This window comes from Enterococcus sp. DIV0970a (assembly GCF_051711265.1).
Taxonomy (GTDB): Bacteria; Bacillota; Bacilli; order Lactobacillales; family Enterococcaceae; genus Enterococcus_D; species Enterococcus_D casseliflavus.
The window spans coordinates 2,522,831-2,539,750 of the sequence record NZ_JBIOMF010000001.1 but is presented as its reverse complement, the minus strand read 5'-3'; the positions used below and the strand labels follow the sequence as shown (position 1 = coordinate 2,539,750).

Annotated in this window: 14 protein-coding genes and 2 pseudogenes; 14 read left to right on the top strand and 2 right to left on the bottom strand. The window is 42.1% G+C overall.

Translation table 11 applies throughout. The features are described 5' to 3' along the window. The first annotated feature begins 128 nt into the window (after nt 1-128). The 8 genes and pseudogenes from IGK14_RS12195 (at nt 129) to ftsX (ending at nt 8,705) form a co-directional block, all read left to right on the top strand. Nucleotides 129-1,418, top strand: coding sequence for a carbohydrate ABC transporter permease (locus IGK14_RS12195; protein WP_010749778.1), 1,290 nt, complete (start codon nt 129-131; stop codon nt 1,416-1,418). Nucleotides 1,419-1,420: 2 nt separating this feature from the next. Further along, a complete protein-coding gene (locus IGK14_RS12190) occupies nt 1,421-2,254 on the top strand; it encodes a sugar ABC transporter permease (protein WP_010749777.1) in 834 nt (277 codons plus the stop codon). Between the two features lie 10 nt (nt 2,255-2,264). Further along, nucleotides 2,265-3,080 (top strand): DUF1189 family protein, encoded by an 816-nt coding sequence (locus IGK14_RS12185; protein ID WP_010749776.1) that lies wholly within the window; start codon nt 2,265-2,267, stop codon nt 3,078-3,080. 248 nt (nt 3,081-3,328) lie between these two features. Further along, nucleotides 3,329-5,713 (top strand): annotated as a pseudogene (gene secA / locus IGK14_RS12180) (preprotein translocase subunit SecA); the annotation flags it as partial. Nucleotides 5,714-5,758: 45 nt separating this feature from the next. After that, nucleotides 5,759-5,833, top strand: a pseudogene (locus IGK14_RS12175) (SEC-C metal-binding domain-containing protein); the annotation flags it as partial. A gap of 88 nt (nt 5,834-5,921) precedes the next feature. Continuing rightward, nucleotides 5,922-7,029, top strand: a protein-coding gene (prfB, locus tag IGK14_RS12170) for a peptide chain release factor 2 (RefSeq protein WP_438712325.1) whose coding sequence is annotated in 2 segments (ribosomal slippage) — nt 5,922-5,993 and nt 5,995-7,029 — 1,107 coding nt in all. Because the reading frame shifts where the segments join, the coding sequence is not laid out codon by codon here. A 112-nt stretch (nt 7,030-7,141) separates the two neighbouring features. Next, nucleotides 7,142-7,828: a cell division ATP-binding protein FtsE gene (ftsE, locus tag IGK14_RS12165; RefSeq protein ID WP_005228783.1), complete on the top strand. Its 687-nt coding sequence runs from the start codon at nt 7,142-7,144 to the stop codon at nt 7,826-7,828. Continuing rightward, on the top strand, nt 7,821-8,705 hold the full coding sequence (gene ftsX, locus IGK14_RS12160; RefSeq protein ID WP_438712323.1) for a permease-like cell division protein FtsX: 885 nt from the start codon (nt 7,821-7,823) through the stop codon (nt 8,703-8,705). The genes ftsE and ftsX overlap by 8 nt, the downstream gene beginning before the upstream one ends. Before the next feature lie 73 nt (nt 8,706-8,778). Here the strand turns inward: ftsX and IGK14_RS12155 are convergent, their stop codons facing one another. Beyond that, a complete protein-coding gene (locus IGK14_RS12155; RefSeq protein ID WP_154694593.1) occupies nt 8,779-10,080 on the bottom strand; it encodes an ISL3 family transposase in 1,302 nt (433 codons plus the stop codon). 261 nt (nt 10,081-10,341) lie between these two features. Here IGK14_RS12155 and cls point away from each other — a divergent pair, with 261 nt between their 5' ends. Next, nucleotides 10,342-11,787, top strand: a complete 1,446-nt coding sequence (gene cls, locus IGK14_RS12150; RefSeq protein ID WP_005228785.1) for a cardiolipin synthase — start codon at nt 10,342-10,344, stop codon at nt 11,785-11,787. 64 nt (nt 11,788-11,851) lie between these two features. Here cls and IGK14_RS12145 read toward each other — a convergent pair whose 3' ends face one another. After that, nucleotides 11,852-11,971 carry a DUF4044 domain-containing protein gene (locus tag IGK14_RS12145; RefSeq protein ID WP_005237290.1) on the bottom strand — a complete coding sequence of 40 codons (120 nt, stop codon included), beginning with the start codon at nt 11,969-11,971 and terminating at the stop codon, nt 11,852-11,854. Between the two features lie 332 nt (nt 11,972-12,303). On the opposite strand from IGK14_RS12145, the gene IGK14_RS12140 reads away from it, so the two are divergent. The 5 genes from IGK14_RS12140 (at nt 12,304) to IGK14_RS12120 (ending at nt 16,908) form a co-directional block, all read left to right on the top strand. Then, a complete protein-coding gene (locus tag IGK14_RS12140; protein ID WP_005228786.1) occupies nt 12,304-12,672 on the top strand; it encodes a DUF3397 domain-containing protein in 369 nt (122 codons plus the stop codon). 198 nt (nt 12,673-12,870) lie between these two features. Continuing rightward, nucleotides 12,871-13,302 carry a division/cell wall cluster transcriptional repressor MraZ gene (gene mraZ / locus IGK14_RS12135; protein WP_005228792.1) on the top strand — a complete coding sequence of 144 codons (432 nt, stop codon included), beginning with the start codon at nt 12,871-12,873 and terminating at the stop codon, nt 13,300-13,302. 25 nt (nt 13,303-13,327) lie between these two features. Then, on the top strand, nt 13,328-14,287 hold the full coding sequence (rsmH, locus tag IGK14_RS12130; RefSeq protein WP_010749771.1) for a 16S rRNA (cytosine(1402)-N(4))-methyltransferase RsmH: 960 nt from the start codon (nt 13,328-13,330) through the stop codon (nt 14,285-14,287). A 5-nt stretch (nt 14,288-14,292) separates the two neighbouring features. Continuing rightward, nucleotides 14,293-14,712: a cell division protein FtsL gene (ftsL, locus tag IGK14_RS12125; RefSeq protein ID WP_005228796.1), complete on the top strand. Its 420-nt coding sequence runs from the start codon at nt 14,293-14,295 to the stop codon at nt 14,710-14,712. Next, the gene (locus IGK14_RS12120) at nt 14,713-16,908 is read left to right on the top strand and encodes a penicillin-binding transpeptidase domain-containing protein (RefSeq protein ID WP_010749770.1); all 2,196 of its coding nucleotides are present in this window, start codon (nt 14,713-14,715) and stop codon (nt 16,906-16,908) included. The last annotated feature ends 12 nt before the right edge of the window (nt 16,909-16,920 follow it).

Below are 16,920 nucleotides of genomic sequence, written 5' to 3'. Positions count from 1 at the left end.
GACGATTCTATAGAGGATGTTTGTCAAAAGGATTCCTTGCAACGTAGCACGCAAGAAATTGCTTGACGAGATTGTTTTCTATCGATCGTCGGCCGCTTGGCAGACTTTCGATTTTAAGGAGGATACATATGAGGACGAATTCACAAGCCATGCAGACAGCGCTTCTTTCAATCATCCCTGGTGGGGGACAATTCAAAAATGGTCAGAAATTCAAAGCGGGTCTCTTTTTTGCAGCCTTTCTGATTTTTCTGGTCGAAATGCTTTTGTTTGGTGGACAAGCACTTTATAACTTTGTCACACTCGGATCAGTACCGATGGAAGACAACTCTTTGTTCTTGTTGATTGAAGGAACACTGCAGGTCATCGTTACCGTTATTTTCATTATCTTTTGGGTTTTAAATATCAAAGATGCTTATCAGGTTCGGCAAAGCATTGAAAAAGGCTTCCCGGTAGCTGTTACGAGAAAAGAATTTTTCAAAAAATTATACGAAGATGGGTTCGCGTACTTACTGACGATCCCTGCCTACTTGGTAATGATCGTAGCAATTATTTTTCCAGTAATGGTGACGCTCTTTATGGCATTTACCAACTATGATTTTCGACACATTCCGCCAGCAAACTTAATCGACTGGATCGGTTTTTCGAATTTCACGAATATCTTCACCTTAAGTTCTTACCGCGACACCTTTGTAAAAGTATTCAGTTGGACGGTGATTTGGACCGTTTTAGCAACCACCTTGCAAATTACACTCGGCATACTGACAGCAGTTGTTGCCAACCAAAAATTCGTGAAGTTTCGTCGCGTCTTTGGGGTGATTTTCTTGCTTCCTTGGGCGGTGCCAGCGTTTATCACAATCATGAGTTTTTCAAATATGTTTAATGATACCGCAGGAGCGATCAATACGCAGGTGATCCCGCTATTGAACAATCTGCCCTTTGTGGATATTGGGAACATTGCTTGGAAGACCGATCCGTTTTGGACGAAAACGGCGATTATTTTGATTCAGGGTTGGTTAGGGTTTCCTTACATCTATGTAATGGTTTCGGGGATTTTACAATCCATTTCCGAAGATTTGTATGAAGCAGCAAAAATGGATGGAGCCAATGCGTTGCAGCGTTTTCGAAACATTACGCTGCCGGCAATCTTTTTGGTAGCAGCCCCAACCTTCGTTACGCAATATACAGGGAACTTTAATAACTTCTCGATGATCTATCTATTTAACGAAGGTGGACCAGGAAGTTTAGGCGGAAATGCTGGATCGACAGATATTTTGATTTCATGGATCTACAAACTGACGACCGGCGGCTCACCACAATATTCGATTGCTTCTGCATTGACCTTGATCATTTCCTTTGTGGTGATCTCCATTTCATTACTGGTGTTTAAAAAGACGAATGCATTTAATATGGAGGATTGAGGATGAAAAAGAAGAAGTTTTCTTTCAGCAAATTATTTACCTACTTGTTTATGATCGCGTTATCGATCATTATCATCTATCCCTTGTTGATTACCGCAACCTCAGCCTTCAAGGCAGGGAACATGATCGCTTTTCGCTTAGATTTTGATGCGGATTGGACATTGAACAACTTTCGACGTTTATTCAATGAAACCCCGTATTTGACATGGTATAAAAACACCTTGATCGTGGCCGTTTCGACGATGATCATTCAAGTAATGATCGTAACGTTAGCAGGGTATACTTACAGTCGTTACCGTTTTGCTGGTCGTAAAAGTAGTCTGATGGTGTTCTTGATCGTTCAAATGGTACCGACAATGTCGGCGTTGACCGCTTTTTATGTCATGGGCTTATTAGCAAACGGTCTAGATAGCTTCTGGTTCTTGACACTGATTTATATCGGTGGTGGGATTCCGATGAATACTTGGCTGATGAAGGGGTACTTTGATACGGTACCCATCGACTTGGATGAATCAGCAAAACTTGATGGTGCAGGGCATTTTCGTATCTTTTGGCAAATCGTTTTGCCCCTCGTAAAACCAATGGTTGCCGTCCAAGCATTGTGGGCCTTTATGGGACCATTCGGCGAATTCTTGCTGGCGCGATTCTTGCTTCGCTCACAAGAGCGTTTGACCGTCGCAGTCGGGCTGCAAACCTTTATCAATGATCCCCGTAACCAACGGGTCGCACTCTTTGCGGCAGGGGCGATTTTGATCGCCGTACCGATCGCTGCACTGTTTTTCTTCTTACAAAAATACTTTGTTTCAGGTTTGACCTCTGGCGGAACAAAAGGATAGGAATGATAGGATGTCTGAACAACGATTTCCCTTAACGTACTTTGGGGCCATTTTTTCTCCAACAAAAGTCTATGCATGGCGTAAAAAATTAAATCGCTGGCAGCAAGTGTTCGTCTATGTTTTCTTGATGTCCTTGCTGATGATCCCGTTGACCTTAATGATCAGCAAGCAAACGGATCAAGCCTTTGCGGCATTTTTTCCCCATGCAAAAACACTCGTGACGGCAGAAACGGCAGCAAAATACAATGAGTTGCAGCTGGAAGATGGCAAACTTTTAGCGGATGAGTCACAAGTCTTTTCCCAAACAGAAGCGGGGATCATAGGCGTTGCGCTTTCAGAAGCGGCTCTTGAAAAAGCGAAATACGCCATCAATTTTCGGGAAACAGACTGGACCATCAAAGAAGAAATCGATGGACAAACCTATCACTATGAAATGCGTTACACGGCGGAAATGGCACCTGATCAAGTAGATGATGCGGCTTCGTTTCAAAAAGCAATCGAAGACGGCTTCTATCGCAACAACGAGACAGCGATTTTCTTCAGTCAGACGATCACAGTGGCATTTTTATTGGTGGCAATGAATAGTATTCTAGTCATAGGCGCAGCGTTTTTCCTCTGGTTGACGAAAAAATCACGACTATCGACAATCGGCAGCTTCAAAGAAAGTACGAACGTGATTTTAAATGCACTGGGGGCAGGCTCTCTCGTTGCGATGTTGGCAGGATTTATTGGCGCTGATATCGTCTTGATGATCGGGATTCAGTCTTTAGGCATGCTACTGATGCTCTTCTTAGCTTTCTTAAAAACCCGTTTTAAAACGGCATAATTTGCAAACCTTCGCAACAAGACGTTTGGGCGTGTACTGGACTTTCAGCGCCGATCAATGGCTTGTTGCGTGTTTTTTTTCCTGCGTTTCTTTAAAATCTGTGAAAAAAGGTTAAGAATCCGTTTATCACGCAAGATTGATGCGATAGTTCTATCGAAAAATATTTCATTTATGGTGAACTAGTGCTAAAATAGTTAGGAGAGTTTCCAGCTAGGATAATGCAGAAGTAAAAGGAGAATTATTAAGGTATGGCCAATTTTTTTAGAAAATTAATCGAAAACGACAAAAAAGAATTAAAACGTCTTGACCATATTGCGAATCAAGTTGAATCACATGCGGATGAAATGGCCGCTTTATCTGATGAACAATTACGCGGGAAAACCGATGAATTTCGTCGTCGTTTCCAAGAGGGAGAGACTTTGGATAAATTATTACCTGAAGCCTTTGCAGTAGTACGTGAAGCTGCAAAACGCGTTTTGGGCCTTTATCCTTACCACGTCCAATTAATGGGTGGGATCGTCTTGCATGATGGGAATATCCCAGAGATGCGTACGGGTGAAGGGAAAACCTTGACGGCGACATTACCTGTTTATTTGAATGCTTTGAGCGGTCAAGGTGTCCACGTCGTAACTGTCAATGAATACTTGGCAACTCGTGACTCGACTGAGATGGGGGAGCTGTACAACTTTTTAGGGTTGACGGTCGGCTTGAACATCAACTCAAAATCAGCAGAAGAAAAGCGTGCGGCATATGCTTGTGACATCACTTATAGTACAAACAATGAATTAGGGTTTGACTATTTGCGGGACAACATGGTGGTTTACCGTCATCAAATGGTACAGCGTCCATTAAACTATGCCATCGTCGATGAGGTCGATTCGATCTTGATCGATGAAGCGAGAACACCGTTGATCATTTCAGGACAAGCAGAAAAATCAACTGCGCTATACAATCGTGTCGACAATTTTGTCAAACGCTTGACGGAAGAAGAAGACTACAAAATCGATATCCAATCAAAAACGATCGGTTTGACAGAACGTGGGATCGAAAAAGCGGAAGAGACCTTCGGCTTAGAAAACTTGTATGATATTGAAAACACGGCATTGACCCATCACTTGGATCAAGCACTACGAGCGAATTACATTATGATTCGCGATATCGATTATGTCGTGCAAGATGGAAAAGTAATGATCGTTGACCAATTTACAGGTCGGATCATGGATGGTCGCCGATATTCTGATGGGCTCCATCAAGCGATCGAAGCGAAAGAAAGTGTCGAAATCGAAGATGAAACCAAAACGATGGCGACGATCACATTCCAGAACTACTTCCGGATGTACAAAAAACTGTCTGGGATGACTGGTACAGCGAAAACGGAAGAAGAAGAGTTTCGAGAAATCTATAACATGCAAGTCATTCAGATTCCTACAAACAAACCAATCTTACGGGATGATCGTGCGGACTTGCTTTATCCAACGCTTACGAGCAAATTCCAAGCAGTCGTTCAAGACATCAAAGAGCGTCACCGCAAAGGACAACCCGTGCTTGTAGGGACGGTCGCTGTTGAGACTTCTGAATTACTGTCATCGATGCTTGATCGTGAGAAAGTTCCTCATGAAGTATTGAATGCCAAGAATCACTTTAAAGAAGCAGAAATCATTTTGAATGCGGGACAAAAAGGTGCTGTAACGATCGCGACCAATATGGCTGGTCGGGGAACGGATATCAAGTTAGGTCTTGGTGTTGCAGAACTAGGCGGCTTGGCAGTTATCGGTACTGAGCGTCATGAATCACGACGGATCGATAATCAGTTGCGGGGACGTGCGGGACGTCAAGGAGATCCAGGGATGTCGCAATTTTACTTGTCGTTAGAAGATGATTTAATGAAGCGTTTTGGTTCTGAACGAATCAAAGTGTTCTTGGATCGGATGAAGATCGATGAAGGCGACGCCGTGATCCAAAGCAAGATGCTTTCAAAACAAGTAGAATCTGCCCAACGACGAGTGGAAGGCAATAACTACGATACTCGGAAAAACGTCTTGCAATACGATGACGTGATGCGAGAACAGCGGGAAGTTATTTACGGACAACGTCAAGAAGTGATCATGGAAGAAACGGATCTTTCACCACAATTAATGAATATGGTGAAACGTTCCATCAGCCGAGTCGTCGACAGTCATACGCAATTAGAAGAAAGCAATTGGAACTACGAAGGAATCGTTGATTTTGCGGCGAATGCACTTGTTCATGAAGATACTATCAGTATCGAGGACATCAAGGGCAAATCAGCTCAAGAGATCAAAGACTACCTAAACCAACGGGCAGAAGAAGTCTTTGAACAAAAGAAAGCACAACTTAATAGTCCAGAACAATTACTGGAATTTGAAAAAGTCGTCATCTTACGAGTTGTCGATACGAAGTGGACCGACCACATCGATGCTATGGATCAGCTGCGTCAATCGGTTGGGTTACGGGCTTATGGACAAAACAATCCATTAGTTGAGTACCAAACAGAAGGATTCAATATGTTTGAGAACATGGTTGGAGCGATCGAATATGAAGTAACTCGTCTCTTTATGAAGGCAGAGATTCGTCAAAACATTCAACGGGAACAAGTTGCTCAAGGGGAAGCACAAGGGGTAGAAGAAGCACCTGCTGCCCAAGCACCAAGTTTCAAAAACGTTGGTCGTAACGATCCTTGTCCATGCGGCAGCGGGAAAAAATTCAAGAATTGCCACGGGAAAAATATGTAACACGTTTTGAAAAAGTTGAGAGTAGGCTGGCAGACGTTTTTGTCCAGTCTACTTTCGTTTGTAAGAAAAAAAGAAAGAAGGAATTTTAATGGAAATCGCAGATATTCGGAATCAATTGACCCAGATGAATGAAAAAATAATCAGTTTTAGGGGGTCTCTTTGACTTAGATCAGTTAGAAGAGGACATTGCGGAAGCGGAACACCAAATGGCAGATCCCACCTTTTGGGATGACTCAGAAAAAGCTCAACAAGTCATTAACGCAAACAATACCAACAAAGAGACCTACGATCAGTTCAATCAGTTAGCAGAAGAATTGGAAGAGCTGGAAGTGATGTTGGAAATGATTCAAGAAGAAGCAGACCCAGAAATGGAAGCAGAACTTGAAGCACGGATCACGAAGCTAAACGAGAAAATGGCGTCTTATGAATTGTCGATGCTGTTAGATGAACCCTATGATCGAAATAACGCCATCATCGAGCTTCATCCTGGTGCAGGCGGTACCGAATCACAAGACTGGGGCAGCATGCTGTTACGGATGTATACTCGTTTTTGCGAACAACACGGGTATCAAGTAGAGACCCTCGACTATCAAGCTGGTGATGAAGCGGGGATCAAAAGTGTCACTTTACTTGTAAAAGGCCACAACGCCTATGGGTATTTGAAATCGGAAAAAGGCGTTCATCGTTTAGTTCGGATCTCACCTTTTGATTCAGCCAAGAGACGGCACACGTCATTTTGCTCGGTGGATGTGATGCCAGAATTAGATGGGGCGATCGATGTGGAAATCAACTCAGATGATTTGAAAATCGATACGTACCGCGCAAGTGGTGCGGGTGGACAGCACATCAACAAAACCGAATCTGCTGTGCGGATCACCCATATTCCGACAGGAACGGTCGTTGCTAGCCAAGCCCAGCGCTCACAATTGAAAAACCGTGAGCAAGCGATGGGGATTTTGAAAGCCAAGCTGTATCAATTAGAAGTGGAAAAGAAAGAGCAAGAGGCAGCAGCTTTGCGAGGCGAGCAGTTAGAAATTGGTTGGGGCTCGCAAATCCGTTCTTATGTCTTCCATCCCTATTCGATGGTCAAAGATCACCGAACGAATTTCGAAACTGGGAATGTACAGGCAGTCATGGATGGCGATTTGGATGGCTTTATCGACGCGTATTTGAAGCTGAAACTGAATCAAAAATAACCTTGTGTGACTTAAACAGATTGAAACATAATTGTAATCTGTTGCAAGCAAGGTGAAATATATTCATGCTATAATAAGCCAGAATGAAAATTTGAGATGGAGAGATAGCTGTATGATAGAAATGAAAGATATAATGAAAAAGTACTCTAATGGTACGACTGCTATCCGTAACCTTTCGATTTCAATTGATCAAGGAGAGTTTGTTTATGTCGTGGGCCCATCGGGTGCCGGTAAATCAACCTTTATCAAATTGATGTATCGGGAAGAAAAAGCAACTAAAGGCGTTTTGAATGTCGCAGGATATGATTTGGTCGGCATGAAAAACCGCGAGATCCCATTGATGCGTCGGGAAATCGGCGTGGTCTTTCAGGATTATAAACTTTTACCACGGAAAACGGTCTTTGAAAATGTTGCTTATGCAATGCAAGTTATCGGCCGCAAACCTCGTGATATCAAAAAACGGGTGATGGAAGTGTTAGACTTGGTCGGCCTGAAACATAAGGTGCGGGTATTTCCAAGTGAGCTTTCCGGTGGGGAACAACAGCGGGTGTCGATCGCTCGTGCGATCGTAAATACGCCGAAAGTATTGATTGCGGATGAACCAACGGGGAATCTAGATCCTGAAAACTCATGGGAAATCATGAAGCTGCTTGATCGGATCAATGCCCAAGGAACAACGGTCGTTATGGCGACCCATAATAGTACGATCGTAAATACGATTCGTCATCGCGTGATCGCGATTGAAAATGGCCGCATTATTCGCGACCAAGCGGAAGGAGAATATGGTTACGATGATTAGAACATTTTTCCGTCATCTCCTGGAGAGTATCAAAAGTTTAAAGCGTAACGGCTGGATGACTATTGCGTCATTGAGTGCGGTAACGATCACACTGACATTAGTCGGTATTTTTCTAGGTGTAATCTTAAATGCAACAAAACTAGCCGAAGACATTCGCGAGAATGTGGACGTTTCGGTTTTCGTTGATATTGGTACGGAACAAGAAGACATGGATGCTTTGGAACAGTCCTTAAATGATCTGCCGAACGTTTCAGAAGTGAAATTTTCTAGCCGAGACGAAGAATTGCAGAAGATCCAAGATGCAATGGGGGATTCATGGAACTTGTTCGAAGGCGACAGCAATCCGCTGTATAACGTGTTTGTCGTCAGTGCAACAGATCCAGAGTATACGACAGAGATCGCTGAGCAAGCTGGCGAATTGCCAAATGTTTTCAAAGCCGATTACGGCGGAGATTCTTCTGACCGAATCTTTGAATTGTCTGCTGCTGTGCGGACTTGGGGCTTAGCTGCTGCTGTCTTATTGATTTTTGTGGCAATGTTCCTGATCTCTAATACGATTCGGATCACGATTTTGTCTCGTCAAAGAGAAATTCAGATCATGCGTCTGGTGGGGGCGAAAAACGGCTACATTCGTTGGCCATTCTTCCTTGAAGGCGGCTGGATCGGACTCTTAGGTTCGATCGTTCCGATTGCATTAATGTACTTCGGCTACCACCAAGTTTATGCAATGGTCAATCCATCCTTACTGCGTTCAAATTACAGTTTAATTGCACCAAATATGTTTCTATTACAAGTTTGCGGTGTGATGGCAATGATTGGGATCGTGATCGGTTCACTTGGTTCTGTCTTATCAATGCGCCGTTTCTTAAAATTCTAAACCGATGTTTTCTGGCTCTTCGACATTTAGTGTTGGTAGAGAAAGATACAACTGAAAATTTAGTCATAACCAGTTAGGCAGATTGCTTAACTGGTTTTTGTTTTACTTGGAAGATTAAGCCTTGAATGAGATAAATTCTTGCTCGAAAGTTGTGGAAATTTCGATAGCCGTAGGCTACTCGTTTTATCACTTTTATCTTGTTGTTTCTTCCTTCTAATGCCCCATTACTATACCTGGTTTTTAAAGCATATTGAATCCCTAATTTGTATTTATTTAAAAACGTCAGCTTCTTACAAAACCATTGTGGGCGGCGTTGATCTAAGCTGTTGATCGTATCGAAAAAGCTTTGGCTGTCCTTGTGTTTAAAGTGATAGAGGAGGAGCTGACAAGTCTCGTAAGCCCTTGTTAATTGTTCGTCATAACTCAAAAGTTCATCGACGATCGCTTTTTGCGTCATTGGTCTACGAAAGGATCGATCATATTGATAATTGGAACTATCCAGATCATAAGCATGCTTAAGGAGCAATTTCCAGAATCGCTTCAATCGTCGATACTTTGTCGGTTCCGTTTTTTGAAAGCTGTTCATTGTTTTAATTCGCAACTGGTTTAACGCACGAGTGATTTGTTGGACAATGTGAAAGCGATCGGTCACGATTTTTGCGTTTGGGAAGACCGCCTTTACAAGTTCAAAATAAGGGGCATTCATATCCATCACGACGTATTTCACGTTCGCTCGTGCTTTTCGGGTGAATTTAAGGAAATATGGTTTTAAGAATGCAAGGCGACGATTCTCCAATACGCCGATCAATTGTTGGGTCTGCCCATTCATAAAGACAAAACTCATTTTTCCGCTGCAGGACTTCATTGATTTGAACTCATCAAAACAAAGGACCGAAGGTAACGTATCAAAACGAGGATGATACGTTTTTAAACAGGTGTGTAGGACACGCAGAACGGTTACGTCAGAGACAAAATAGCGATCGGCAATTTCTTTTCTTGTTGTATTCTTGGCCAGCTCCAAGGCGATTTGAACCTTTAATTCTTTTGAAAGATAGCAGTTTTCATCCACCAAGTTTGTCTGAGCATTGAATGTCGACTGACATTCTTTACAGTAAAAGCGCGTACGTACCAAGCGTAATTCTGTTTTGGTGTCTCGATAAGGCAAAAGTTGAACTTTTGTTTTGTGTGAGCCATTCTTGATGATTTGTCCTTCATTTTTGATGCCACATTTACGGCAATGGCTTGGTATATAGCTAAGTTTGGCATGGATAAGATTGATGCGAAACCCCTCTTCTTCTACTGTCTCTAACCATTCTTCTTCGAAGAATAAATTTTCATCTGTTAAACCTAACAATTTTCTAGTACAATGATCCATGGAGATATCCTTTCTTGGTTTGGTTTTGTTTTAGACGACTAAATTCTACCAGTTAGGCTATCTCTTTTTCTATCTTTTTTTACAAAAAAAGTGTCAATAGAAAATCCGTAGATTTTCCACCAACACTAAATATTGTAGAACCTGTTTTCTTAAAGTCGATCGTCAAGATCGGCTTTTTTTGTTTCATCACAGTGTTTCTTTACTTTAGGTACTATTTTTTGATATGCTTTAGTAGCGGGAAATCGGGGAAGAGGTGGAGAAATGGTTGTAATGGATAATTTGGTAACTATTTTATTTATAGTCAATATTTTGTTATCAATCATTATCATTTTCAGAGAAAGGCGGCAGACTGCTCAAACGTGGGCCTGGCTTTTGGTCTTGATGTTCATTCCAATCGTTGGCTTTGTGCTTTACTTTTTCTTTGGTAGAGGGATCTCTAAGGAAAAGATCTTTGATATGCGCTCACAGGCAAAGGTGGGGCTGAATGTTGAATTAGAAGAACAAAAACAAGCGCTCGCTCGTCAGCTGTTTCCGCATCCGCCGACCGCGCAGGTAGAAGTGCAGCAGCTGGTCTACCTGTTGACAGTCTTTGGGCAATCCCTGTATACGACAGCGAATAGTATGACGCTTTATACCGACGGACGGCAGAAATTTGATGCCTTGATCGCGGATATCGAGCAGGCAAAAAATCACATTCATATGGAATATTACATTTATCGCAGTGATACATTGGGAAATGAAGTCAAAGAGGCACTAGTGCGCGCGGCGAAGCGAGGCGTAAAAGTAAGAGTCTTATTAGATGCTTGGGGCAGCACCCAAGTATCATTAAAGTTTTTTGATGAGTTGCGTCTGCATGGCGGTCAAATTGCCTTCTTCTTTCCTTTATTCGTTCCTTATGTCAATCCGCGAATCAATTATCGAAATCATCGGAAAATCGTGGTGATCGATGGAGAAATTGGCTATACAGGCGGTTTTAATGTGGGAGATGAATATCTAGGGCAAGTGGAAAAATTCGGTTATTGGCGAGACAATCACTTGCGAATTGCCGGTTCAGCTGTCTATTCGCTGCAAAATCGGTTTTTGATGGATTGGAATTCACAACATGCGTTGGAGATCAAATATGATCCTTCCTTGTTTCCTGAAATCAAACAAGTCGGGACAGTTGCAGCCCAAGTCATCACGAGTGGTCCTGATACGGAACATGAAGAAATCAAAATGACCTATCTGAAAATGATCAACTTAGCCAAAAAGGAAATCTTAATCCAAACACCTTATTATATTCCGGATGAAGCCATTCACAATGCCTTGAAGTTGGCACTGCTTTCTGGGGTGAAAGTCCATATACAAATCCCTAACAAACCGGATCATCCCTTGGTATATTGGGCGACCTATTCCTTTGCGGCTGAGCTGCTGCATTTTGGGGCAGTCATCGAAACTTATGAGAAAGGGTTTATGCATGCAAAAACGATGATCATTGACAGTGGGCTCGTTTCGATTGGTTCGGCAAATATCGATGTTCGTTCGTTTCGTTTAGACTTTGAGGTCAATACGATCATCTACGATGCACAACTCGCGACGCAAACGAAAGAAGCGTTTCTGGCGGATTCGATCGATTCCAAGCACTTAACGATCGAAGCGTATCAGCAAAGAAAGCTGACGATCAAAATCAAAGAAGGTCTGGCACGCCTTGTGTCACCCTTGCTGTAAAAAAAGTGCCCTTTTCCAAAAGATGGAAGCCATCATTTTGGAAAAGGGCACTTTTTTAATAGGATTAACCCATAATACTTGTGTATGCTGCTAAGAAAATCGAGCCAACAGTGAGAATAAGCATGGTCCAGATCACGACTTGCGTGATTTTTGCAAAGGTACTTTTTGGTTTTTTCTCGTTCATTCTAATCCACCTTTTAGAGTTATTCTAGTGACAGTTTACCCTCAAATACACAAGAACTCAAGTTGAACCAAGGAGAAATTAAGAAATTTTCAGTTTCAGGACAAAAAAAATCATTAGAATGGCAAGATAGACTTGTTGAAGATACGCCCTTCTGTTTTAATAGGTAAAGAAATGCATTCTTCAAGACTTTCAAAAGTCAGCTGGTGAACAAAGAGGCTCCTTAAAAAATTTCATGACTGTCTTATTCCAGCTCAGATTTTTAAAAGAACTGAAACACGGATGTAAAGAAAATAAAGTATAGTGACACTAGTTGTTAGAAAGGATTTTGCTGTATGTCTGGATTTAATCCAATCGTTTTGTTTTGGTATATCTTCCCTGTGCTCGTCTATTTCGCCTGTCGGTTTATTGTTTCCGCGCTGTCCTTGAATGATCGTTACCACGTGAAGGCACCGGATTTAGCAGTACCGTTTTTGATGGTCGGGATTCATCAATTATCAAAGTATACTTTTGATCAAGCGATCACATTGTACTATTTGATCTCCATTTTTTTATTAGGGATTCTGCTGGCAGTTTTTCAGGCATATTACTATGAGGAGATCCAATATGGTCGCTATTTAAAGATGTATTGGCGTAGTATTTTTCTATTTACGATCATTTTTCATGTCGTTTTGATCATTCTAAATATTGTTAGTTACTTATAGTGTTTTGACTCTTGATAAACGCCCATTTTTTCACTTAAAGTTTTTTTAAAAACTTTAAGTAGTCGGTTTTCCTCTTTTTCCTCATTTGGTAAAGAAAAGTCAAACAACTTCCCTTTCAAATTTCATATAATTTGTGGTAGAAAGTGGGGGATTGTGGTAGACTGTGAATATCAGGTGGAGATCGGGGGTTATTTATCGATGTTTATGGGTGAATTTCAACATTCGATAGATGCAAAAGGCCGACTAATCGTCCCTTCAAAACTACGAGAAAAACTCGGAGAAAAATTTGTTGTGACACGTGGATTAGATGGCTGTTTATTTGGCTACCCCTTATCTGAATGGGAAAAACTTGAAGAAAAACTAAACGAAATGCCTTTAGCGAAAAAGGACGCTCGGACATTTGTCCGCTTCTTTTATTCTGCTGCAACAGAGTGCGAAATCGATAAACAAGGACGAATCAATATCCCTGTTACATTGAGAAATCATGCAGACCTTACCAAAAGCTGTGTGATCATCGGCGTTTCAAACCGAATCGAGATTTGGGATGAAACGCGTTGGCAAGCATTCTCTGAAGAAGCAGAAGAAAACTTTGATGAAATTGCTGAAACAATGATTGATTTTGGCTTATAGGCTTGATAGGAAGAGGAAAAAACACATGGCAGATTTTCAACACTACACCGTTATGCTACAGGAGACCGTTGATGGGTTAAAGATTCGTCCAGAAGGCGTCTATGTCGATTGTACATTAGGTGGAGCCGGTCATAGTGAATATTTATTGTCGCAACTGTCTGAAGAGGGACATCTCTTTGCTTTTGATCAAGACCAAACTGCTATCGATCATGCGAAAGAACGTTTAGCACCATATGTTGCTAAAGGAATGGTTACGTTCATTAAAAGTAATTTCCGCTATTTAAAGGAAGCATTGCATCAACACGGTGTGAGCCGAGTCGATGGGATTTTGTACGATTTAGGTGTTTCCTCACCCCAATTAGATGAAGCCGAACGCGGCTTTAGCTACCACCAAGATGCACCGCTGGATATGCGGATGGATCAAACTGCAACATTGACTGCCTATGAAGTAGTCAATCAATTCGACTACCACCAATTAGTCAAAATCTTCTTCCGTTATGGAGAAGAAAAATTCTCGAAACAAATCGCTCGTGAAATCGAGCGGGTGCGACAAGATCATCCAATCGAAACAACGGGTGAGTTGGTCGATATCATCAAAACAGCCATTCCTGCGCCAGCAAGAAGAAAAGGCGGACACCCTGCAAAACGGGTTTTCCAAGCCATTCGCATTGCAGTCAATGATGAGCTAGGTGTGATTGAAGAATCACTTGAACAAGCGATTCATCTTTTAGCAGTCAACGGACGTGTGAGTGTCATCACGTTTCACTCTTTAGAAGATCGCATCGTGAAATCGATGTTCAAGGAATACAGCACACCGAAGGATATGCCGCCAGGTTTGCCGATGATACCAGAAGAATTCCAACCAACACTTAAACTTATAACAAGAAAACCACTACTTCCAACTGAGGAAGAAGTAGCTGAAAATAATCGTTCTCGCAGTGCGAAACTGCGAATCGCGGAAAAAATCAAGGAAAGCGAAGGGTAACAACTATGGCAGAACTAAAAGTTCATGACTATGAATTCAGAGAACCACTTGAATCACAACCTATGGAACACTCTGAACCGACAACTGAAAAACTGCCTACTGATCCCCAGCGTCCTGAGGTCATCCGCGTACCAGCATCTCCGGCTCGTCGGTTAAAAAGCATTTCTACTCTGGAAAAACTGATCGCTGCCTTTGTGATCATCTCTGTATTGACGTTGGCGATCTTGACCATCAATATTCGAACCAATATCAGTCAAGTCGAACACGATATTTCTTTGATCCAATCGGATATCAATGAAAAAACAACACAAGCAGAACAGTTGGAACAAGAGAAAAATGAACTTTCTAAAACCGAGCGCATCCAAAAGATTGCTGAGGATAATGGATTGTCGATCGATGACGGCAATTTAAGGAAAGTGGACTAAATGAAGTTAACAGATAAATTCAAGCAATACTTAAAAAAGAACAATCAAACTACAACGAACAATCGCAAAAAAGTAGGTATTATTCTCTTTGCTACGAGTATTGGATTGTTCTTTTTGTTTGTCACGCGTTTGAGCTACATCGTCATTGTCGGAGATGTCGCTGGGACTTCCTTAGCTGAAAAAACGAAAAATCTTTATGAAGGCAGTGAAGTCATCAAAGCGAAACGTGGAACGATCTATGACCGCAATGGGATTCCAATTGCTGAAGATGTGACTTCCTATTCAATTTACGCTGTTTTGAACCAAAATTACAAAGATGGCAAAAAGAATCTTTTTGCAGAAAAAGCAAACTTCAATAAATTGGGCAAAATCTTGTCGGATGTATTGTCCATCGACCAAGAAACAGCAGTCAATACATTAGAAGAAGGGCTTGAGCAACAATTATGGCGTGTTTCTTTTGGAAGCAAAGGGAACAATATTACATTAGAAAAAAAGAATGCGATTGAAGATGCAATGGAAAAAGAAGGGATTGCTGGCTTTCATTTTGACAGTCATCCAGCTCGTCTTTATCCGAATGGTGTCTTTTCTTCTCACTTTATCGGGTATGCTGTTGCCAATGATGACGATACTGGTCTAGTTGGGAAAACCGGGCTAGAAGCTGCCTACAATGACGTGCTTTCAGGGACCGATGGCGAGATCGTTTATCAAAAAGACAACAATCAAAATCCGTTGCCAGGAACCGTAGCCGAAACTGTTGCAGCGGTGGATGGGAAAGACGTCTATACGACCATCGATAGTCGGATCCAAAGCTACTTGGAAACGCTGATGGACAGTGTCTTTAAAGAAAACAAACCAGAAAACTTAACAGCGAACTTAATGGATGCAAAAACGGGTGAAATCGTGGCGATGGCGCAACGACCAACCTATAATCCAGAAAATTTGGATTCCATCAATGATTGGCAAAACCTATTAGTTGAGGACAACTACGAGCCAGGATCAACCATGAAGATCTTGACGACGGCAGCAGCGATCGATCAAGGGATCTTTAATGAAAACGAAACTTTTACCCCAAGCCCTGATGGAATGAAACTTTATGATGCAACCATCAACGACTGGGACTTCGGTCAAAAAGGAACACTGACGATGCGCCAAGCACTTTCATGGTCGAGTAATATTGGAATGGTGACCTTGGAACAGCGAATGGCAGATCGTTGGCAGCAATACTTAAAAGAATTTGGTTTTGGTCGCAGTACCTATTCAGGATTGCCTAACGAAAATACTGGGATCACACCAGAGGATAACCCTGTCAGCCAAGCGATGACGTCATTTGGTCAAGCGATTGGTGTGACGAATTTCCAAATGATGCAGGCCTTTACGTCGGTGGCAAATAACGGAACGATGTTGAAACCACAATTTATTAGTAAAATCGTTGATGGCAATACAGGAGAAGAAACGGTCACACAACCAGAAGAAGTTGGCCATCCCATCACAGCAGAAGCGGCAACAAAAGTACGGGAATATATGCGTGATGTTGTCGAAAGTGAAAATTACGGAAGTGCTTATGGTGTCTATGAACTACCGGGCTACAATATTTCCGCGAAAACGGGGACAGCCCAAGTAGCCGATCCAACGACCGGTAAGTATTTGTCTGGTGGTACCAATTATCTGTATTCTGTTGTTTTGATGTTTCCTTCAGAAGAACCTGAATATATTTTGTATTTGACGATCAAATTGCCAGAGAAGCACGAAAGCACCGTGTTGGGTGAAATTGCCAATCCATTGATGAAACGAGTCATGGATCTGAAAAATTCTGCATTAGAAGATAGTACAACCTCAGGTAGTGAAACGACTGTAGGGGATTATCGTAATCTTGATACAGAATCAGCGGCAACTGACGTTCAAAAAGCTGGGTTGACCCCTGTTGTCATCGGTGATGGCGAGAAGGTCATCGCACAGTCCGTTGACAGCGGCACTTCGATCATGCCTGGCGGACGAGTACTGCTGATTACGGATAGCGACAAGTATTACATGCCTGATACGACTTCCTGGTCCAAAGCAGATTTGATCAAATTTGGCAGTCTGTTGAATGTGGACGTCAGTTTTGAAGGGGACGGCTATTGTACCAAACAGAGCGTGGAGCCTTATACTGAGTTATCGGGTCAATCGATCAAGTTTACACTAAGCGAAAACGAATAGAATAATAGGAGA

What these genes read in the sequence shown, in the direction of transcription:
- IGK14_RS12195 (WP_010749778.1), top strand. Translation starts at nt 129, where the DNA reads ATGAGGACGAATTCACAAGCCATGCAGACAGCGCTTCTTTCAATCATC.
- IGK14_RS12190 (WP_010749777.1), top strand. Translation starts at nt 1,421, where the DNA reads ATGAAAAAGAAGAAGTTTTCTTTCAGCAAATTATTTACCTACTTGTTT.
- IGK14_RS12185 (WP_010749776.1), top strand. Translation starts at nt 2,265, where the DNA reads ATGTCTGAACAACGATTTCCCTTAACGTACTTTGGGGCCATTTTTTCT.
- ftsE (WP_005228783.1), top strand. Translation starts at nt 7,142, where the DNA reads ATGATAGAAATGAAAGATATAATGAAAAAGTACTCTAATGGTACGACT.
- ftsX (WP_438712323.1), top strand. Translation starts at nt 7,821, where the DNA reads ATGATTAGAACATTTTTCCGTCATCTCCTGGAGAGTATCAAAAGTTTA.
- IGK14_RS12155 (WP_154694593.1), bottom strand. Translation starts at nt 10,080, where the DNA reads ATGGATCATTGTACTAGAAAATTGTTAGGTTTAACAGATGAAAATTTA.
- cls (WP_005228785.1), top strand. Translation starts at nt 10,342, where the DNA reads ATGGTTGTAATGGATAATTTGGTAACTATTTTATTTATAGTCAATATT.
- IGK14_RS12145 (WP_005237290.1), bottom strand. Translation starts at nt 11,971, where the DNA reads ATGAACGAGAAAAAACCAAAAAGTACCTTTGCAAAAATCACGCAAGTC.
- IGK14_RS12140 (WP_005228786.1), top strand. Translation starts at nt 12,304, where the DNA reads ATGTCTGGATTTAATCCAATCGTTTTGTTTTGGTATATCTTCCCTGTG.
- mraZ (WP_005228792.1), top strand. Translation starts at nt 12,871, where the DNA reads ATGTTTATGGGTGAATTTCAACATTCGATAGATGCAAAAGGCCGACTA.
- rsmH (WP_010749771.1), top strand. Translation starts at nt 13,328, where the DNA reads ATGGCAGATTTTCAACACTACACCGTTATGCTACAGGAGACCGTTGAT.
- ftsL (WP_005228796.1), top strand. Translation starts at nt 14,293, where the DNA reads ATGGCAGAACTAAAAGTTCATGACTATGAATTCAGAGAACCACTTGAA.
- IGK14_RS12120 (WP_010749770.1), top strand. Translation starts at nt 14,713, where the DNA reads ATGAAGTTAACAGATAAATTCAAGCAATACTTAAAAAAGAACAATCAA.